20 protein-coding genes and 1 tRNA gene are annotated in these 19200 nt (G+C 71.4%); 13 read left to right on the forward strand and 8 right to left on the reverse strand.

From position 1 onward, the window contains the following. Window positions 1–31: 31 nt before the first annotated feature. Complete coding sequence (locus ACH4U7_RS42850; protein ID WP_398533196.1) at window positions 32–898, forward strand: fumarylacetoacetate hydrolase family protein; 867 nt, start codon at window positions 32–34, stop codon at window positions 896–898. Here the strand turns inward: ACH4U7_RS42850 and ACH4U7_RS42855 are convergent. Next, window positions 885–1997, reverse strand: a complete 1113-nt coding sequence (locus ACH4U7_RS42855; RefSeq protein ID WP_398533197.1) for a Gfo/Idh/MocA family oxidoreductase — start codon at window positions 1995–1997, stop codon at window positions 885–887. The two genes, ACH4U7_RS42850 and ACH4U7_RS42855, sit on opposite strands and share 14 nt — an antisense overlap. Before the next feature lie 67 nt (window positions 1998–2064). On the opposite strand from ACH4U7_RS42855, the gene ACH4U7_RS42860 reads away from it, so the two are divergent. Together ACH4U7_RS42860 and ACH4U7_RS42865 are read left to right on the forward strand one after the other, a co-directional pair. Further along, window positions 2065–3249, forward strand: a complete 1185-nt coding sequence (locus tag ACH4U7_RS42860; protein WP_398533248.1) for an ROK family transcriptional regulator — start codon at window positions 2065–2067, stop codon at window positions 3247–3249. Window positions 3250–3419: 170 nt separating this feature from the next. Continuing rightward, entirely contained in the window at window positions 3420–4457 is a 1038-nt protein-coding gene (locus tag ACH4U7_RS42865; RefSeq protein WP_398533198.1) for a hypothetical protein, read from the forward strand. Between the two features lie 13 nt (window positions 4458–4470). Here ACH4U7_RS42865 and ACH4U7_RS42870 read toward each other — a convergent pair whose 3' ends face one another. Beyond that, entirely contained in the window at window positions 4471–4632 is a 162-nt protein-coding gene (locus ACH4U7_RS42870; RefSeq protein WP_398533199.1) for an antitoxin, read from the reverse strand. Window positions 4633–4886: 254 nt separating this feature from the next. On the opposite strand from ACH4U7_RS42870, the gene ACH4U7_RS42875 reads away from it, so the two are divergent. From ACH4U7_RS42875 to ACH4U7_RS42890, 4 genes are all read left to right on the forward strand, one after another. Continuing rightward, on the forward strand, window positions 4887–5666 hold the full coding sequence (locus ACH4U7_RS42875; protein ID WP_089512412.1) for an HAD-IIA family hydrolase: 780 nt from the start codon (window positions 4887–4889) through the stop codon (window positions 5664–5666). Between the two features lie 158 nt (window positions 5667–5824). Next, complete coding sequence (locus tag ACH4U7_RS42880) at window positions 5825–6118, forward strand: hypothetical protein (RefSeq protein ID WP_398533200.1); 294 nt, start codon at window positions 5825–5827, stop codon at window positions 6116–6118. A 5-nt stretch (window positions 6119–6123) separates the two neighbouring features. Continuing rightward, window positions 6124–6768 carry a sortase domain-bontaining protein gene (locus ACH4U7_RS42885; RefSeq protein ID WP_398533201.1) on the forward strand — a complete coding sequence of 215 codons (645 nt, stop codon included), beginning with the start codon at window positions 6124–6126 and terminating at the stop codon, window positions 6766–6768. Between the two features lie 177 nt (window positions 6769–6945). Next, the gene (locus ACH4U7_RS42890; protein WP_398533202.1) at window positions 6946–7998 is read left to right on the forward strand and encodes a glycoside hydrolase family 6 protein; all 1053 of its coding nucleotides are present in this window, start codon (window positions 6946–6948) and stop codon (window positions 7996–7998) included. Window positions 7999–8037: 39 nt separating this feature from the next. Here the strand turns inward: ACH4U7_RS42890 and ACH4U7_RS42895 are convergent, their stop codons facing one another. The 4 genes from ACH4U7_RS42895 to ACH4U7_RS42910 form a co-directional block, all read right to left on the reverse strand. Continuing rightward, entirely contained in the window at window positions 8038–10005 is a 1968-nt protein-coding gene (locus ACH4U7_RS42895; RefSeq protein WP_398533203.1) for a galactose oxidase-like domain-containing protein, read from the reverse strand. A 3-nt stretch (window positions 10006–10008) separates the two neighbouring features. After that, on the reverse strand, window positions 10009–11817 hold the full coding sequence (locus ACH4U7_RS42900) for a glycosyltransferase family 2 protein (protein WP_398533204.1): 1809 nt from the start codon (window positions 11815–11817) through the stop codon (window positions 10009–10011). A 247-nt stretch (window positions 11818–12064) separates the two neighbouring features. After that, window positions 12065–12745, reverse strand: a complete 681-nt coding sequence (locus ACH4U7_RS42905; protein ID WP_398533205.1) for a FadR/GntR family transcriptional regulator — start codon at window positions 12743–12745, stop codon at window positions 12065–12067. Between the two features lie 109 nt (window positions 12746–12854). Continuing rightward, window positions 12855–12928 (reverse strand) — tRNA-Lys (locus tag ACH4U7_RS42910). A 191-nt stretch (window positions 12929–13119) separates the two neighbouring features. Between ACH4U7_RS42910 and ACH4U7_RS42915 the strand changes: the two genes are divergently transcribed. Next, a complete protein-coding gene (locus ACH4U7_RS42915; protein ID WP_089512419.1) occupies window positions 13120–13713 on the forward strand; it encodes a lytic polysaccharide monooxygenase in 594 nt (197 codons plus the stop codon). A 74-nt stretch (window positions 13714–13787) separates the two neighbouring features. On the opposite strand, the gene ACH4U7_RS42920 is transcribed toward ACH4U7_RS42915, so the two are convergent. Both ACH4U7_RS42920 and ACH4U7_RS42925 read right to left on the reverse strand, forming a co-directional pair. Further along, window positions 13788–14030, reverse strand: coding sequence for a DUF397 domain-containing protein (locus ACH4U7_RS42920; RefSeq protein ID WP_398533206.1), 243 nt, complete (start codon window positions 14028–14030; stop codon window positions 13788–13790). Further along, on the reverse strand, window positions 13996–14931 hold the full coding sequence (locus ACH4U7_RS42925; RefSeq protein WP_398533207.1) for a DUF5753 domain-containing protein: 936 nt from the start codon (window positions 14929–14931) through the stop codon (window positions 13996–13998). Before ACH4U7_RS42925 ends, ACH4U7_RS42920 begins: the two co-directional genes overlap by 35 nt. 152 nt (window positions 14932–15083) lie before the next feature. Between ACH4U7_RS42925 and ACH4U7_RS42930 the strand changes: the two genes are divergently transcribed. The 5 genes from ACH4U7_RS42930 (at window position 15084) to ACH4U7_RS42950 (ending at window position 19173) form a co-directional block, all read left to right on the forward strand. Then, entirely contained in the window at window positions 15084–15512 is a 429-nt protein-coding gene (locus ACH4U7_RS42930; protein WP_385621186.1) for an ATP-binding protein, read from the forward strand. 55 nt (window positions 15513–15567) lie between these two features. After that, the gene (locus tag ACH4U7_RS42935) at window positions 15568–16023 is read left to right on the forward strand and encodes a hypothetical protein (RefSeq protein WP_398533208.1); all 456 of its coding nucleotides are present in this window, start codon (window positions 15568–15570) and stop codon (window positions 16021–16023) included. A 378-nt stretch (window positions 16024–16401) separates the two neighbouring features. Continuing rightward, window positions 16402–17214 (forward strand): hypothetical protein, encoded by an 813-nt coding sequence (locus ACH4U7_RS42940; protein WP_398533209.1) that lies wholly within the window; start codon window positions 16402–16404, stop codon window positions 17212–17214. A 55-nt stretch (window positions 17215–17269) separates the two neighbouring features. Continuing rightward, a complete protein-coding gene (locus tag ACH4U7_RS42945) occupies window positions 17270–18094 on the forward strand; it encodes a DNA-binding response regulator (RefSeq protein ID WP_398533210.1) in 825 nt (274 codons plus the stop codon). Window positions 18095–18639: 545 nt separating this feature from the next. Continuing rightward, entirely contained in the window at window positions 18640–19173 is a 534-nt protein-coding gene (locus ACH4U7_RS42950) for an ABC transporter permease (protein WP_385621279.1), read from the forward strand. Window positions 19174–19200 lie beyond the last annotated feature (27 nt).

The following is a 19200-nucleotide window of genomic DNA, read 5'->3' on the forward strand; positions in this document are numbered from 1 at the left end:
ACTGCCGGACGGTCTTACGGGAGTCATCAGAATGAAGCTGCTGCGTGTCGGACCTGCGGGGGCGGAGCGCCCGGCGGTACTCGATGAGTCGGGTACCCCGCGTGATCTGTCGGGCCTGGTCAAGGACATCGACGGGGCCCTGCTCGGCGACGAGGCGGCGCTCGCCGGGATCCGTGCGGCGCTCGCGTCCGGGGAGCTGCCCGCGCTGGACGCCACGGATGCCACCGCCTCCCGGATCGGCCCGCCGCTGGGCCGTATCGGCAAGATCGTGTGCATCGGGCTGAACTACCACGACCATGCCACAGAGACCGGCGCCGCGATCCCTAAGGAGCCGATCCTCTTCATGAAGGCCCCGGACACCGTCGTCGGCCCCGATGACACGGTCCTGGTGCCGCGCGGCAGCGAGAAGACCGACTGGGAGGTGGAGCTGGCCGTCGTCATCGGGCGTACGGCCCGCTACCTGGAATCCGACGAGGAGGCCCTTGCCTCGGTCGCGGGCTACGCCATCGCCCACGACGTCTCGGAGCGGGCGTTCCAGATCGAGCGCGGCGGCCAGTGGGACAAGGGCAAGAACTGCGAGACGTTCAACCCCCTCGGCCCCTGGCTGGTCACCGCCGACGAGATCCCCGACCCCCAGGCGCTGGCCTTGCGCCTGTGGGTCAACGGCGAGCTCAAGCAGGACGGCACCACGGCGGACCAGATCTTCCCGGTGGCCCAGGTGGTGCGCTATCTCAGCCAGTTCATGACCCTCTACCCGGGGGATGTCATCAACACCGGCACCCCGGCGGGCGTGGCCCTGGGGCAGCCCGAGCCCAAGCCGTATCTGCGGGCCGGGGACGTCGTCGAGCTGGAGATCGACGGGCTGGGGCGGCAGCGCCAGGAGTTCAAGGACGCGTGATCCGGACCGTACGGCCCTCCGCCGCCGAGGTGCGGGCCGCCTCCAGGACCCGGAGGGCGGCCGCGCCCTCGGCGGCGGTGACCGGCGGGGCGCCGCCGTCGCGGAGCGCGGTGGCGATGGCGCGGTAGTAGGCCGGGTAGTCGCCCGGGAGGGTGGGTACGGGCACGCCGCCGCCGCTCAGCGGCGACTCGCCCGCGCCCAGCCGGCCCCAGGCGGCTTCGGGTTCGGCGCCCCAGGGCGCGCCGCCGTCCGTGCCGGGGCGCAGGCCCTCGCGGAGGGCGGCCTCCTGGGGGTCGAGGCCGTACTTCACATAGCCCGCCTGGCTGCCCAGCACCCGGAAGCGCGGGCCCAGCTGCGCGGTGATCGCGCTCATCCACAGATGGGAGCGGACGCCGCTCGCATGGGTGAGGGCGATGAAGGTGTCGTCGTCGGTGCGGGCCCCCGGGCGGCGCACATCGACCTCGGCGTAGACGGAGGTGGCAGGCCCGAAGAGGGTGAGGGCCTGGTCGACGAGGTGGCTGCCCAGGTCGTACAGCAGCCCGCCGACCTCGGCCGGGTCGCCGGACTCGCGCCAGCCGCCCTTGAGCTGGGGGCGCCAGCGCTCGAAACGCGACTCGAAGCGCTGCACCTCGCCGAGCGCGCCCTCGGCGAGCAGCTTGTGCAGCGTACGGAAGTCGTTGTCCCAGCGGCGGTTCTGGAAGACGCTCAGCAGCAGGCCGCGGCGGTCGGCGAGCTCGGCCAGCTCCTCGGCCTCGGCGGCGGTCGCGGCGAGCGGCTTGTCGACGACGACCGGCAGCCCGGCCTCCAGGGCGGCGCGCGAGAGGGGGACGTGGGTGCGGTTCGGGGAGGCGATGACGACCAGGCCCAGCTCGCCGGCGCGCGCCCACAGCTCATCGGCGGAGGCGGCGAGGCGCACCCCCGGGTACTCGTCGGCGGCCTGCCGCTGCCGCTCAGGGCTGGAGGTGACCACGGTGTCGAGGACGAGGCCGTCCGTGGCGGCGATCAGGGGCGCGTGGAAGACGGAACCCGCCAGACCGAAGCCGATGAGGGCGACGCGTACGGGGGTGGAGCCAGGGGTGCCGGTACTGGTGTCAGCCATGGAACCACTTTGACAACACTGTTGCGGAAGCGCAAGCGGGAGCCACAATGGGGGCGTGAACAGCGCGATGTCCTCGACGGCCCGAGCGGGTTCCGGACCAGGCCCCGGACCCGGCCCCGGAGCCCGGCCCGGACCGGGAACCCAGCCCGGCCCCGGCGCCAATCTGGCCGTCCTGCGCGGCCATAACGCGGCCCTCGTCCTCGGCCTGCTGCGGGATGCGGGCGAGGGCGGGATCAGCCGGCTGGAGCTGGCCGCGCAGACCGGGCTCACCCCGCAGGCCGTCAGCAAGATCACGGCCCGGCTGCGGGCGGACGGGCTGGCCGCCGAGGCGGGCCACCGGGCCTCCACGGGCGGTAAGCCGCGTACGGTCCTGCGGCTGGTCCCGGGCGCGCGGCGGGCGATCGGGCTGCACCTGGACCGCGATGAGCTGACGGCCGTGCTGGTCGACCTCGCGGGCACACCGCTCGGCCGGCGCACGGTCCCCTTCGACTTCGGCGCGGGGGCCGAGGAGGCGGTCGCCGTGGTCGGCGGCGAGGTCGAGGCCCTGCTCGCCGAGGCCGACGGCGGCCGCGCCGGGCTGCTGGGGGCCGGGGTCGCCGCGCCCGGGCCGCTGGACCACGGCTCCGGGGTGCTGCGCCGCGTCACCGGCTTCCCCCGCTGGGACGGCTTCCCGCTGCGCGACGCGCTCGCCGAACGCCTCGGCCTGCCTGTCGTCCTGGACAAGGACACCAACGCCGCCGCACTCGGGCTCACCGTCGGCCGCGCCCGGCAGCGCGCCGCCGGGTCCTTCCCCGCCGGGTCCTTCGCGTATCTGCACCTCGGCACCGGTCTGGGCGCCGGTCTCGTCCTCGGCGGGGTCGTCCACCGGGGAGCCCGCACCGGTGCGGGGGAGTTCGGACACCAGGTCATCCAGCTGGACGGGCCGCCCTGCGGCTGCGGCAACCGCGGCTGCCTGGAGGCGCTGTGCCTGGCCGCGGTCGCGGACGGCGACCCGGCCCGGGCGGCGCGGCTGCTCGGCGTCGGCGCCGCCAACCTCGTACGGCTGCTCGACATCGACCGGGTGCTGCTCGGCGGCCGGGTCGTACTGGCCGCGCCCGAGCCGTACGCGCGCGGCGTGGCCGAGACGCTGGCCGCGGACGCGGCGCGGGCCGGCGGCCGTACGGTCCCGGTGGACGTGGTCGGCCGGGGCGGCCACGCGGTCGTGGAGGGCGCGGCGCAGCTGGTGCTGGCGCCGCTGTTCGCGGTGGGGTGAGCGAGCGTTGGGGTGAGGGAGCGCTGGGCTGATCGGCTGACGATCCGATGGGCCGATCGAGCGGGTTGTTGACCGCCAGTCGGAGGCAATCGGCCCGGTCGGCCGCGTGTCGGTCCCCCAAGGTGGAAGACAGCAGGGCACTCGGGAAACCACCGCAGCAGAGGTCGCCCATGCGCTCGCCCGCCACCCCCGCCACCCCCGTCGTCCGCGCAGCCGCCCAGTCCGCCGCCGCGCTCGCGCTGCTGGTGCCGGCGGTGTGGTGCGGAACCGCCCAGTCCGCGGCCGCGGCCGCGTCGGCTGCCGTGCCCTCCTGCGGACGGCGGGAGAGCCCCCGCTTCCCGATCGACGCCCGGCTGCACGGCGGACCGGCCCGGTACGCGCGGGGCGGCGGCTGGCGCGCCTGGCACCTGGAGCTGCGCAACACCACGCGCGTCGAGTGCCGCGCCATCCACCCCATCGCGATCCTTGTCGACCGCGCGCACGCCCTGCGGCCCGACCACATCCGGATGGAGTTCCTGGACCCTTACGCCGACAAGGCCGCCGGTGGCCGATGGCGGCCCGTCTCCTTCGAGACCACGGACGAGGACGAGAACATCGGGGTCTTCGGCGACCCGTTCCAGGGCTTCACCGTGCCCGCGCGCGGGAGCGTGAAGGTGCGGGTGCGGTCCCACTTCACCGACTCAGCGCCCACCGGCCCCGTCACCGCGAACGTCATCACCATGGAGCGCCGCGCGGACGACGGGGACTGGGTCGGCCAGTCCGGCGACTACGACTTCCGCATCGAGCGCGCGGCGGGGGTGGGGGCGGAGGAGGCGAGCGGGGCCGGTACGGAGGAGCCGGGGGAGCCCCGTAAGAGCGGGCCCAGCGCCAGTGAGCAGCCCAGTACGGGCGGGCTCCGCACCGGTGAGCAGCCCAGCACGGGCGGGCTCCGCACCGGTGAGCCCCCTGCCGCGCCGCAGCCCGAGCCCCGCGCCGATCAGGGGACCGGCGTCGGCGGGCGCACCGGGGGCCCCGGGAAGGAGGAGCCGTCCGCCCGCGCCGATGCCACCCCCGGCCCCCGCGGCGAGGGCAGCAGTCGCGACCATCTGCCGCCTGAACTCGCCGCGACGGGCCGGGGCGTCGTACTCCTCGGACTCGCCGTGATCAGTGGCGCGCTCATCGTCTCCGGTACCGCGCTGGTGATCAGGTCCCGGCGTCCGAGGCGGTGAGAGCCGGCCGCCGCTACCGCCCTCTGGGCGGCTCGCCCCGGCGGCGGAGCTCTTCCTCCGCCTTCTCCGCGCCGCTCCGGGGCTGGTCGGTGGTGCCCTTGCCCTTGCGTGAGGCTTGCCGCGCCCGTTCCTGGCCCTTGTTGATCGCGTCCTTGAGCTTGTCCTTGATGCTCATCTGAATCTCCTTCGTGGGGGAGTGGAAGCGGCCTTGTCAGACGCGGCCTTCATCCCAGGATCGGCCGCCCGCCCGGCTCTGTCGCGCTGGAGCGCCCGCCGCGTGGCCGCCCCGGTCCCGTCTGCCGAGGTCAGACGGGACCGGGGAGGTCCGGGTCGCGGCCCGGCTGACTACGCTGGACCTTCGGCCCGTCCGCAATGGCGCGGCCGGTGTCCCCACTCAGGTGTTATTGGTGCACGGCAGGAGAGTCCGCAATGGCAGAGCGCAAGCCGATCGAGTCCTGGCTCACCGATATGGACGGGGTGCTGATGCACGAGGGGATCCCGGTGCCCGGGGCCGACGCCTTCATCAAGCGGCTGCGAGAGTCCGGCAAGCCCTTCCTCGTGCTCACCAACAACTCCATCTACACCCCGCGCGATCTGCACGCCCGGCTGTCCCGGATCGGCCTGGACGTGCCGGTCGCCAACATCTGGACGTCCGCGCTGGCCACCGCCAAGTTCCTGGACGACCAGCGGCCCGGCGGTACGGCGTATGTCATCGGCGAGGCGGGGCTGACCACGGCCCTGCACGACATCGGCTATGTCCTGACCGACGTCGAGCCGGACTATGTGGTCCTCGGCGAGACCCGTACCTACAGCTTCGAAGCGCTCACCAAGGCCATCCGCCTGATCAACAACGGCGCCCGCTTCATCGCCACCAACCCCGACGAGACCGGGCCCTCGGCGGAGGGTGCGCTGCCCGCGACCGGCTCCGTGGCCGCGCTGATCACCAAGGCGACGGGGGCCGAGCCGTACTTCGTCGGCAAGCCGAACCCGCTGATGATGCGCGCCGGGCTGAACGCGATCGGGGCGCACTCCGAGACCAGCGCGATGATCGGCGACCGGATGGACACCGATGTGCTGGCCGGTCTCGAGGCGGGCATGGAGACCTTCCTGGTGCTCACCGGGGTCACTCAGATCGGAGAGGTCGACCGGCACCCGTTCCGGCCGTCCACGGTCGTGAACTCCATCGCGGACCTGGTCGAGCGGGTGTGACGACGGCCGGAGCCATCTGTCGCGTCCGGCCGGAGCCGTCTGACGCGTACGGACTGACCCGGACTGACCCGCACTGACCCGTACGGAGCAGCCGGGGGCCGCAGCGGATGCGGCTCCCGGCGGCGCGCGTGAGCCTCGGTGGTGTCAGGAGGTTCACCATGCGTTCGCTCGCCCTCACGCTCCGTATGACCGTCTGCGCGGCGGCGGTGGTCATGGCCATCGCCGGACCCGCCGCCGCGGACCAGGAGGACAACGCCCCCGCGCGCCCGGCCCACCCCGCCCACCCGGCCCACCACGCCCATCCGGGCATCGCCCCGGCCGATGACGCGGCGCGCCAGGACTTCGGCGGGGCCGAGGCGTACGGCCTGGTGCTCTCCGGGGGCACGGCGCTGGCCGTCGCCGGGCTGGCGGTGCACCGCCGCCGTCGCCCGGTCGGAATGGCATCGGGCTGACGGCGGTGTACGGGAAGGGCTTCGGCCGGGTCGGCCGGCCGGTCGCGGGGGTGGCCTGGGCGGCGCTGCTGCTCGGGCTGTGGCTGTGGGGCCATGACACGGCGGAGGGCCTGGGCGGTGTGGTGCCGGTGACGGGAGACGTGGCGGCCGTGGGGCGCCCGCCCGCGCATCCGCTGCCGCCGTCCCGGGAACCGCTGCCGTCCGTACGGGCGCGGCGCGTCGTCGTCGCGTCGGCGGGGATCGCGGGGCGGGTCGGCGAGCCGGTCCGGGGCCGGAGCTGGAACCGGCGAATGGGCCGGGGCGCGGACTGGTACGGCGTGGGGGCGCGGCCGGGGGCCTCGGGTACGGCGGTGCTGATCGGGCCCGCCGACGCCGGTGTCGTCCGCCGCCTGGGCGGGGTCAGGCGCGGGGACGCGGTGCGGGTGTTGCGGGCGGACGGGACGGTGGCCGAATTCACGGTCGAGGGCGTCGAGATGGTCATGGCCGGGCGGTACGACGCGCGGCGGGTGTACGGGGCGCGGCCCCGGGGCCGGGCGGAACTGCGGCTGGTCGCGAGGGACGGAATCCAGGGAGAGCGCGGGGCGCGCGGGACGTACGCGGCGCCTGGTACGCGCGTGGTGGTGTCGGCGTATCTGACGGGGATTCGGTAGGCGTGCGCGCCCCGGCGCGGCTTAGGACCCGCACCACGCCGTACGGGCGAAATCGCGCAAAGGGCTGTGGACAACCCTGTGGGGGTCGGTGTGGTGTGTAAGCATGGGTTCGACCGGACTTGTCCTACCCGGGGGCCTGAGGGGTGCCTCCCGGAGCGTGCACCCAAGGGGGAGTGGATGTACGGGAGTTACACCGGCCGTCGGCGCAGGGCTGTCCGTGTGGGGGCCGCGGTGGGGGCGCTGCTGTCGCTTGTGACGCTCTCCGGCTGCTTCGGCTCGTCGTCCTCCGACAGCGAGGAGGAGTCGATCGCGGCCGCCAAGCCCGCGCAGCGGCCCAGGAATGTCGTGCCGTACTGGGTGAATCCCGACGGCAGCGCGGCGCGGCAGGTCGCCGCGTACCGCAGGAAGGGGGCGGACACCGAGGCGAAGCTGATAGGGCGGATCGCGGCGCAGCCGGTCGCGGAGTGGCTGGGGGTGGACGATCCGGAGGGCCAGGCGCGCGGGTTCACCGAGGCCGCCGCCCGGGAGGAGCGCGACGCGCTGCTGGTCTTCTACAACATCCCGCACCGCGACTGCGGACACTATTCGAAGGGCGGCGCCGCCGACGGCAATACGTACCGCGCCTGGCTGGACAAGGCGGTCAGGGGCATCGGCGACCGGGCCGCCACGGTCATCCTGGAGCCGGACGCGCTGCCTCACGCGGTGGACGGCTGTACGCCCAAGAAGTTCCTCGAGGAGCGCTATGACCTGCTGACCGGGGCCGTGGACAAGCTCAAGGGGCTGCCCCACACCAAGGTCTATCTGGACGCCGGGAATCCGCACTGGATCAAGGACCCGCGCCGGATGGCCGAGCCGCTGAGGCGGGCGGGGCTGAAGAAGGCCGACGGCTTCGCGCTCAACATCGCCAATTACCAGACCACCGAGGACAACAAGGCATACGGCAAGAAGCTCTCCGCCCTGGTCGGCGGCAAGCCCTTCGTGATCGACACCAGCCGTAATGGCAACGGCCCGGTGCCGGGCAAGGAGGACCCCGAGGCCTGGTGCAACCCCAAGGGGCGGGCGCTGGGTGAGACGCCGACGGTCCGCACGGGCGACGGCGCGGTCGCCGCGTATCTGTGGATCAAGCGTCCGGGCGAGTCGGACGGCACCTGCAAGGGCGGCCCCAAGGCCGGCCAGTGGTGGCCGCGGTACGCGCTCGACCTCGCCCGTAACGCCAAACAGCGCGGATAGCCTCGCCCGTAACGCCAAACAGCGCGGGTAGCCGACCGGTCAGCGCTTGGAGGTGCCCGCGGTAGCTGCGGACGGGGGTACCTCCACCCAGGCCGCCTTTGACGGGGTGCCCTCGTCGTCCACCACCGTGAGCATGTACCACCCCGGCGGGACCAGCGACGGGTCCTTCGGGATCCGGACGGTGACGCTGTCCCGGCCGGCGACGAAGTCCAGCGCGATCGACCGCTGTTCGACGTTGGTCACATGAGTGAAGGACCCCGGGCGGATCAGCCGCACCCGCTCGATGGCCGGCGCATGCGGGGTCCGGTAGGTGGCCTTCGCCCCGTGCTTGACGGTCCGCGGCGCGGTGTCGACCAGCGTGGGCCGTGCGTCGCGGAACAGATACGGCGGGGTGTACAGGTCGATCTGCTGCTGGAACATCCCCGGCTTGGTGTTGGCGGAGTCGCCGAACAGCGAGTCGGAGCCGAAGGTCATCACCCGGCCGTCGGGCAGCAGCAGCGCCCCGGAGTGGTAGTTGCGGCCCACCAGCGGGTCGGCCACACTGCGCGCGGTGTTGGTCTTGGGGTCGTAGACCTCGGCCCGCAGCACATTGCTGCCGTCGCGCCCGCGGTAGTCGCCCGAGCCGTTGGTGGTCAGGAGGGTGTCGTCCGGGAGGATGACGCTGCTGGGGTAGCGGACCTCGGAGTACAGCTTCGGCCCGTCGTGGAAGCGCGGCCGTGCCTTGCGCAGATCGACGATCCGGGTCTTCGCGGTGGCCCTGGGGTCCTCGCCGACCCCGCCGCCGCCGAGCACCATGTACCGCTGCTCCTGGGCCGGTGGCAGCAGCACGGACATCGACGTCTCCAGGATGTCCGGGTCGCTCATACCGGGCACGGCCTTGAACGCATTGGTCTTCAGGTCCCAGATGCCGGGGGTGCGGCCCACGTTGTCGGGGCCGTATCCGGCGTTGGAGCCGGTGTAGAAGATCCTGCCGCCTTCGGTGAGGAAGAGCGCGGGGTACGTGGGGAAGAACCGCTTCTTGGGCAGGTACTTCCACTTCTTGGTCCGGGGGTCGTAGGTCTCGTTCTTCCCCGGTACGACCTGGCCGATCTCGTCCAGGCCGGAGACCGACAGCACCCGGCCGTCCTGGAGGGTCGTCAGGGTCGGGTACCAGCGGGCCTCGTGCATCGGGTCGACGGGGACATAGCGCTCGGCGACCGGGTCGAACTCGTAGGCGGCCTTGATGCCCTGGAAGTCCTTCTTGTCGAAGGACAGCTTCTGCGCGATGCCGTAGAAGTTCTGCCGGTCCTTGCCCTCCAGCCCCTCGATCCGGTAGTTGTCCTGGGTCCCGGTCTGGTACCGCTTCCCCTTGCGCAGCGCCTCCACATAGACCCGAGCGGTGCTGGCGGTCACGGTGACCTTGCCGGACTTGCGGTTCTTGGCCTTCTTGGCGCGCGGCACCAGAACCGGGTCCTTGGACTCGAAGACCTTGCCGTTCTCCTTGCCGGTGAAGCGGGTGCCCGCCGGGAACGTCTTCGGCTTGTCCGGGTCCTCGTTGTGGACGAACATCAGGCCGCCGGCCTTCTCCACATCGCCCTTGAGCTTTTCGTACCGCTGGGTGCCGCCCGCCACCAGCAGTTTTCCGTCCGGCAGCTGGGAGTGTCCGGCGCAGAAGAGGTCCTGGGGGGTGGGGATGTTCCGATAGGTGTTCTTCGCCGGGTCCCACAGGACGCTCCGGAAGGACTTGGCGGCGAAGTTCTTCGCGTTGTTCCCGGAGCCGGCGACCAGCAGCACCTTGCCGGTGTGCAGCAGGGCGGCGTGGATCGTGTTGATCCGGTACTCCTCGGGGACGTTCACCACATCCCAGTGGCCGTTCCTGGCCTTGTACTCCGGCTGGTTGATCTTGTACTTGTGGTATTTGTCCGAGCTGAAGCGGTAGAGGGCCGGTCCGTTCATTCCGGCCAGCATGAGCACAGCCGCCGCACCGATCCCGAAGCGGCGGGTGCGGCGACTCGGTCGGTACTTCACGTTCTATCGTCCCCCAAGGGATGGATCGGCGGTCTGCTTCTCGGTCCGTTTCTGCTGGCGGAGGGTCCACCGCCAGGCGATGATCGGCGCGGCCGTGACAGCCAGGGCAAGTGATGCCCAAACGGTCATCGCTGGATGACTGTGGTCGAAATAGAAGGAAGAGGCGAGCGACCCGCCGAAGACCGCCAGGAAGAAAAGGTGAATCCGGAAGGTGCCGAAGAGCGTGTCGGGGCTTGCCGAGTCGCCCTTGGGCGTCACCACGAACCTGCTCCTGCGACGCAGTACGGCGTCCATCAGCGAACGGGCGTAGACCGGCGCGGCGAGGGCGGACATCACCATGCCGGCCACGCCGCCGGACCCCTCCGGTTCGTGCGGGGAGACGTTGTGCCGCCGGTTCCAGATGTACAGACCGATCTGCAGGGCCGAGGCGTTGCCGTACAGCATCATCCAGATGGCGGGGTCGATCTGGAGCCCCGAGGCGCCGAAGCCGAGGAAGAGCGCGCAGCTGAGGGCGGCGAGAATCCAGTTGAGCGCCGACGCCGGATAGAAGATCACCATCAGCGTGTAGTTGAAGAGCTTGCCCGGCGGCAGGGTGAACGGCGCCTTCCAGAACTGCTTGAGCAGCGTCTCGTAGGTGCCCCGGGACCAGCGCAGCTGCTGGGTGAAGAAGTCGGTCCAGGCGCCCGGACCCTCGCCGACCGCGAGCACGTCGGGGGTGTAGACGGAGCGCCACTTGCGGCCGGTGGCGGGGTTGCGGTGGCGGTGCAGCTCGAAGCCGGTGGCCATGTCCTCGGTGATCGAGTCGTACAGCCCGCCGATGCCCTTGAGGGCGCTGATCCGTACGGCGTTGTTGGTGCCGACGAACATGGGGCCGCCGTAGGCGTTCCCCGCACGCTGGATGAGGGCGTGGAAGAGGAACTGCTGGCTCTCGGCGGCCTTGGTGACGGCCGCGTCGTAGTTGCCGTAGACCTGCGGGCCGACCACGAAGGCGACGTCCGGGTCGCGGAAGTAGCCGAGCATCCGCTCCAGGTAGTTGGGGAGCGGGACGTGGTCGGTGTCCACGGAGGCGAAGTAGTCGTAGGCGTCGCCGTGGGCGTCCAGCCAGGCGTTGTAGTTGCCGTGCTTGGTCCTGGCGCGGTGCGGGCCCTTGGGCCGGTTCCACTTCTCGACGCCCTTGCGGGTGAAGTGGCGTACGCCCAGGCGCGCGCAGACCGCCTTCACCGCCGGGTCGTCGCCTTCGTCGAGGAGCCAGACGTGCAGCGTTCCGCGGTGGCGCACGCGCACCGCCGCCTCCAGGGTCCGGGTCACCATCTCCAGCGGCTCCTTGCCGGGCACGAAGGAGGTGAGGAAGGCGACCCTGGTGCCGGTCTCGGGCACCACCGGGACCGGGTCGCGGGCGACGAGGGTGGCATGCGCGTTGGACAGCACATTGAGCGTGCGGAACAGCTCGATCAGCCCGATGGAGACCAGCATCACGGTGTCCATGGCGGCCATGACGGGGCGGACGCCCTCCCGGCTGGTCCAGTGGGCGGGCTGCATCAGCCACAGCAGCAGCCCCAGCGAGAGCAGGGGCGCGGCGCCGAGCAGCAGCGCGGCGCGGACGCGGTGCGGTTCGTCGGCCAGCAGTCCGCGGTAGCGCACCCGGTATGGTTTGGCTGAATTTCCGGCGCTTTCGGAATCCGGTCGGCTGAGCGGGCCGGCGAGCCGGCTGTAGTGCTCGTAGTCGTACTTCGGCAGCGGCGGCCGGGGCCGGTGCCGGGGCGGTTCGCTGTGGTGCTGCCGTGGGATGCGCGCGCTGGTCGTCGACGCCATGAGTCATTCCCCCCGCACGCGAAAGCTGGCCGCGTGCTGAAGCCCGTTCGTCGTGTGCTCTCCCCCGAAACGGCCCCCCTCGGCCGTACGGGAACATTAGTGGAGACAACCGACGATGCGGACATGGAACGGCCGCCTCGTGAAGCGCAACAGCGAGAACCGGACCTTTCCGGCGGGGAGGGGTGAATCGGCCGCGGCGCGAGGCGGGAAGGCGGGGCTCAGGCCGGTCGTGGTGCGGGGCGCCGGGTCATTCCTGGTGAGGGGAGCGCAGCCGCTCCCGGATATTGCCGAAGTGATCGCGAACGGCGGCCTCGGCCCGTACGACATCGCCGGTGCGGACCGCCTCCAGGATCTCCCGGTGCTGCCGGCAGGTGACCTTGGGATCGGTGTGCAGATCCACCAGATCGGTGCGCACCCGGTGGAAGGCGTCCCAGAACGCCTCCAGCATCTCGCTGAGCAGCAGATTGTCCAGGCCGCGGTGGAGGGCGGCGTGGAAGGCCCGGTCGGTGTCCGCGCGTACGGCGCCCTCGGCGGCCTCCGCCTCCATCCGCTCGACCAGGGCGTCCAGCTCGGCCAGGTCGGCCTGGGGTATTCGCCCGGCCAGCCGTGCGATCAGCCCGGTCTCCACCGCCTCGCGCAGCTCCAGCAGCTGGAGCAGGCTGTCCTCGCCGCGGTAGTGGCCGGCGACGGTGCGGAAGATCAGCCCCTCGATCATCGGGCCCATCGACATGGGCCCGACGTAGGTGCCGAAGCCATGGCGGATCTCCACAATGTTCATGGCCTGCAGCCCCTTGAGGGCTTCGCGCACGGAGTTGCGGCTGACGCCGAGCAGTTCCATCAGCTCGGTCTCGGTCGGCAGCGGGGCGCCGGAGGGCAGCCGCTGGTCGACGATCAGGCGCTTGATGCGCTCCTGGATGTCGCTCGCCATGCCGCGATTGTGCGCCGCCACAGCCACCTCCGATCGCGTCAGCTTACCGGGAACGCGACAGGGGCCCCTCGGCGAACCGAGAAGCCCCTGGTCAGTGGCGTGAGCCAAGTGCGCCGCCAGGGACTCGAACCCCGGACCCGCTGATTAAGAGTCAGCTGCTCTAACCAACTGAGCTAGCGGCGCCTGCTGACGGATGAATCCTACCCGACCTGGAGGGGTGCTCCGGACCGGCTGTTTCATCGCGCTTCATTGGTATGGACATCTCCTGTATTTGGTATGGACATGACCAAGAAATCGCGGTTACTCTGCGACTTGGTCTAGACCGCACTGCACTCGGCTCGCCGAAGCACTCCCCACGTCTTCAGGAGCGAAGCATGCGCAAGAAGATCAGCGCCGCTGTGATCGGCATCGGGCTCGCGGCGGTCTCCGTTCTCACCACCGGCGGCAGCGCCTCCAGCCACGCCTACACCGACTCGCCCATCAGCCGCCAGAAGCTGTGCGCCAACGGCACCGTCACCAACTGCGGCGACATCCAGTACGAACCGCAGAGCGTCGAGGGCCCCAAGGGCTTCCCGTCCGGCGGTCCGGCCGACGGCACGATCTGCGCGGGTGGCAACAGCCGGTTCTCCCAGCTGGACGACCCGCGCGGCGGCCAGTGGCCGACCACCAAGCTCACCGCCGGGCAGAGCTACACCTTCACCTGGCGCTTCACCGCCTCGCACGCCACGACGGACTTCAAGTACTTCATCACCAAGAACGGCTGGAACCCCAACTCGAAGCTCACCCGCGCGAGCCTGGACTCCACGCCGTTCCTGACCGTCCCGTACAACGGTCAGCGGCCACCGTCCACGCTCTCCCACTCGGGCACCATCCCGAGCGGGAAGACCGGCAGGCATCTGATCCTCGCCGTGTGGACCGTCGCCGACACCTCGAACGCCTTCTACGCCTGCTCGGACGTGCAGTTCTAAGCGCCCCTTTTGGGGCTCACTCGCCAATCGAACGGCGCGGGGCCCGGCCCGTCAGGGCCGGGCCCCGCGTCATCTCAGGCGTCGTATAAGCCCGCCTTCACGCCGCGTACGAAAGCGGCCCAGACGGCCGGGGCGGCGCCCAGGACCGCGTCCGGGTCGTCGCTTTCGCGCAGCCGGACCAGGCCGCCCCATGCGGCGACCTCGACACACTGGCCCTCGCCCACGGAATGCGAGGACTTGCGCCAGCGCGGGCGCGGGGACGGGGATGGGTTCGGGGACAGGTCATGCGGGTTCTCGGGCACTCTTGAGGTGTTCACGGTGTGGGGCCCTCTTTCCTAAGAGACCGGCGATGAGGGCCTTCGTCTCCTCCGTCGACAGCGCGCTGTCGACGATGTGGTCGAAGGCGTCGGCGAAGACGTTGACGTCGTCGACTCCTTCGACGTATACGGGGCCGCGCAGGTTCTCCTGGGTGACCACGTCCGGCATCGGACCGGGAAACCCGACGATCGTGAAGGCGCCCGCGTCCCCGGGGTTGGGCGCCGCGTCGATCGGCATCACCTGCAGCGTGACCGTGGGCCAGTCCGCGACGTCCAGCAGCCGCCGCAACTGCTCGTCCATGATGGCCGGGCGGCCGGAGAAACGCCGGTGGAGGGCGGCCTCGTGGATCACCGCCCACAGCCGCAGCGGAGCGCGCGGACGGGTCAGCACCGCCTGGCGGGCCAGCCGCACCTCGGCGAGCGCCGCGACCTCCGCCTCGCTGCGCGCGACCGCGTTGGCGGCGATCGTCTCCCGGGCGTAGTCGGGCGTCTGGAGCAGCCCGGGGACGACCAGCGGGGCGAAGTCGCGGACGCATTCGGCGTCGCTCTCCAGCGAGATGTAGTCGGCGTACGCGGGGGCGACCACACCGCGGTAGGTCTGCCACCAGCCGCGTTTCCCGGCGTCCTTGGCCAGCCTCTCGAGCGCCGCGCGGACTTCGGAGTCGCTGATGGCGTAGGCCTCCAGCAGGGTGGCGACCTCCGCGGCGCGGATGGTGGCGTTCGCGTTCTCTATCCGGGACAGCTTCGGGGCGCTCCAGCGGCGGGCGCCGGTACGTCCCCCTTGGGCCGCGTTCAGCGCCCGCGCGGCCGCGTCCAATGTCATCCCCGCTTCGGTACGCAGCTTCCGCAGAGTGGACCCCAGCCGCCTGCGCCGCACGGTGGGCACCGGGTGGTAGGACATGTCGCCAGTCTGACGTATCGCCAACTACAACCACCAGGCGGCATATGCCACTCTTGCGTGAGTGGGTCGAAACATTGCGAGTAGCACGGACATGGGACAGGATCGCCTGTGCGACACGGCAACGCGCCGTGCCTTGGAGGGCCCTGGACGACATGGCAGAGAACATCCCGCAGGGGGCACCGCCCGGCGGTAGCTGGGGGCGATACGAGCTGCGCCTGCGCGTCCATCCGCAGACACTCGCGGACGTGCGCCGCGTCGTGGGTGCGCGGCTGCGCCAGTGGGGCCGCGAGGAGTTGATCACCGCGGCGGCGATGTGTGTCACCGAACTGCTCTCCAACGTCCACAAGCACGCTGCCTCGCCCGACTGTGTGCTCACCCTCGAGAACCGCCCGTACGGCATACGGGCCTCCGTCAGCGACAGCGAGTCCTCGCTGCCGGTGGTCAAGGAGCCCGACTTCCTCTCCGAGAGCGGGCGGGGGATGTTTCTGCTCAGCAAGACGGCCGACGAATGGGGCACGGACCTCAACACCACCGGGAAAACGGTCTGGTTCACGCTTCGCGCGGAATCGGTCGGCCCGTGAGCCGCCGTTCGGTAGCGTGCCGTTCCGGAGTGGTGTGCGAGCCGGGGAGGGGCCCATGGATCCGGTGACGGCGGGTGCGCTGATCGCGGCGGTCAACGCGGTGGTGTCCGGGGCCGGCGGTGAGGCGGGCCGGCGGGCGCTCGAGGCGCTGGGCGCGCTGTCCCGCAGGGTGCTGCGGCGGAACCCGTCCGATCCGGCGGCCGACCCGGGCGCGGACCCGGCGGCCGATCCGTCGGGCGGCCCGGGCGCCGATCCGGCGGGCGATGGCGAGCCTGTCGCGATTCCGTACGACGACCCGGAGCGGCTGCGCCGACTGGCCGAGCTGCTGGTCGAACAGGCCCGCCAGGACCCCGAGTTGGGGCGCGATCTGGCGGCCTGGATGAGCCGGTACGGAACGCCGGCCCAAGAGGTCGGCACCGTCCACAATTCCATCTCGGGTGATGCGCGGATCACCGGGCCGGTTATTCAAGGCCGGGATTTCCAGGGCCCGATCAGCTTCGGCTCGCAGTGACTCACCCCCGGACGGGGGTACCCGGGCGCCCGTCGGCGGCTGGCAGCAAGCGGACAGCGGCCCTGGCCGCCGGTCGCCCAGAGTGGCCCGGCGGCTGCGCTGGGTGGCGTATGGGCGGTCGGGTGGCGCGGATACATGCAACTTCCTGACATAGTGCGTGTCGTTGCGCGCGCGAGGCGTTGCGGTAGGGTCTGACACGCCGTCATTTGCCTACTCTTTACCTGACTCGCTGCGTTGACGCCGTCGCTGTGTGCGAATTACTGTCGTCAATGGAATTGCATAGCGTTTTTTGCTCCAAGAAATTCTCGAACCAGGCTCGAATTTCAGAAAACAGGTCGCCTTCGCCCTGCAGGGGAAGTCATGGTTGGTCTTGCGAGGATGCCCGAGCCGTCACCCGAGCGCGGGGCGGCCGGTGCCGCGGGCTCCGACCATGTGGAGCGGGCGCTGCTGGCGGCCCATGACCTGATCGAGTCCGTGGTGACCCGGCACCGGCAGGACCAGGCCCGCCAGTCGTGGGTGCGGGCCGGGCCCGGCCGGCCGTCGGCCGCCGAGGCCGCCGACCGGCTCATCGCCGGAGCCGAGCGGACCGTTGCCGTCGTGCTCTCCGGCGACCCGGAGCAGGAGGACGCCGTCTGCGCGGCCCTCGCCCGCCCGCCCCGCCCCGGCCGCGAGGGCGTCGCCGTCCGGCTGCTGTGCCTGCCGGGCGCCCTGGCCGGCCCCCGGATACCCGCGCTGGCGCGCACCGACCCGCGCTGTGAGGCGCGGACGGCCGACGGCGCATTACCCGAAACCCTGCTCGTCGACGGCCGGATCGGCTACGTACGGCCGGAAATGGGCCCGGGACTCGACCCCGAGCCCGGGCCGGAGCGGGCCGTGCCGCCGGTCTCGCTCGTGGAGGACGCGGCCACGGTGCAGACCCTGGACCTGATGTTCGCCGGGGCATGGGGGAACGCGGCGGCGCTCGCCGAGCCCTCGCGCCCGCCCGGACGGCTGTGCACCGACACCGCGCTGCGGATCCTGGAGTGTCTGCGGGCCGGGGTCACCGACGAGGTGGCCGCCCGCGACCTCAAGGTGTCGCTGCGCACCTACCGCCGTTACGTCGCGGAGATCATGCGCGAGCTGGGGGCGCATTCCCGGTTCCAGGCGGGGGTACGGGCGGTGGAGACGGGGCTTTTGCCAAGCCGCCCCTGAAGCACTCGAGACCTGACCATGTCGCGAGGCGGGACGACGAAGCGATGACCAGACGATGACGGACCAGATGACGGAACGGATCACGGACCGGATTGCGGACCGGATCACCGAGCCGGCCGCCGCGGTCGAGGACGCCCTCGACCGCACCCTGCAAGAGGTACGCAGCCTCTTACAGTCCACCGTCCACGAACACCGGGCCCGGCAGGCCAGAAGCGAGCTGTTCACCGAGGTGGGCGCGGCCGACGCGGCCTTTCTCGCCGCCGCCGAACAGGTCGTCGGCCAGGCCGTGCACAGCGTGGACGCCGCGTTCCCGGAGCCCACGGCCCGGCCGGCGGCCGACCACGCGGCCCTGCACACCCTGGTCTCGGGCCTCGGCGATGCCATTGACGTCCGGGTGCTGCGGACCCGGCCGCCGGTCGACCCCGGCCCAGCGCTCGGGCCGGGCGGCGGCCTCGGGGCCCGCCCGCCGCAGATCCGGATCGCGGCGGTGGCGCTGCCCACGGCCGTGATCGCCGACGGCCGGACCGCCCTGGTGTGCGCGGACTCGGCCGACGGGCGGCAGGCATCGGTCGTCCAGGACCCGGCCGTGGTCGCGGCCCTGCACGCCATGTTCGGCAACCTCTGGCGCTCCGCCGCGCCCGCCGCCCGCCCGCTCGACTTCGGCAACCGCGCCCGCACCGAGATGGTGCGGCGGGTGCTGCGGCGGCTGGGCGACGGGGTCACGGACGAGGCCGCGGCGCGGGAGCTGGCGATCTCGGTGCGCACCTACCGCCGCTACGTCACCGGAATCCTGGAGTTACTCGAGGTGAACTCCCGTTTTCAGGCCGGGGTGCGCGCCTGTGAGCTCGGCATCCTCGACCGATTCTCCACCGGTGGATGAACCGGTGGATGAACCGGTGGATGAAACGGAGCGATTTCCTTGTTCCCCACCACATTGTGATCCTGAGCGGGCTGGCGATAGGTTGCACGCGGGCGTGCCGGGAGATCTGGCAACAGCCGGTAATACAAGGGGATTTGGGGATGACGCAAGGGCGCGGAAGGGGTGCGACCGCCACGGCGGGAGCCAGTGGCGGACCGGGGACGGAACCGTCGCATTCACCCCGGCCCGGACAGGTACGAAAGTCCGGGAAGAACAGCGGAAAAGCATCGCACGCGGGTCGCTCGAGTCAAAGCCCCAAGGGGGCACACGGCCGCCGAGTTCGCAGGAACATGGCCGGATCCGCGACCCGCGGGGTGCTCCCGCCGCTCGTATTCGGGCTGGCCCTGCTCATCGTATGGGATCTTGCCATCCGTATCGGCGCCGTGGACACGTTCTACCTTCCGGCGCCGTACGACCTGGCGAAACATTTCGTCGACGAGTTCCTGCACGGCGATCTGCGCGACTACACCAAGGAGACGGTGTGGGAGGCGTTGGCGGGCAGTGGCATGGGGCTCGGAGTCGCCCTGCCGCTCGGCTATCTCATCGCGCGCAGTGAGCTCGCGGCCTCGGCCCTCGAGCCGTATCTGGCCGCTTCGCAGGCGGTGCCCGCGGTGGCCCTGGCCCCGCTGTTCGCGCTGTGGCTCGGCTATGGGCTGCTGCCCATCGCCGTGCTGTGCGCGCTGCTGGTCTTCTTCCCCATCCTGGTGAACACCGTGCTGGGCTTGCGCTCGCTGGACCCCGATGTGATGGGGGCGGCGCGCGTGGACGGCGTGGGGTGGTGGGGGATGCTGTGGTACATCGAGTTTCCGCTCGCGCTGCCCAGCATCCTCACGGGGGTGCGCAATGGCTTCACCCTGTCCATCACCGGTGCGGTGGTCGGCGAGTTCGTCATGGGCGGCGAGGGTCTCGGACAGCTCCTCTCGGTCCAGCGGCAGGAGGCCGACACCATCGGGCTGTTCTCGACGCTCGTCATGCTCGCACTTCTCGCCGCCGGCTTCTATGGCGTCATCCGCCTGGTCGAGCGGCTCGTACAGCGCTGACTGACATCTTCCACTCATTGAGGAGAA

The organism is Streptomyces sp. NPDC020845, assembly GCF_044334165.1.
GTDB lineage: Bacteria > Actinomycetota > Actinomycetes > Streptomycetales > Streptomycetaceae > Streptomyces.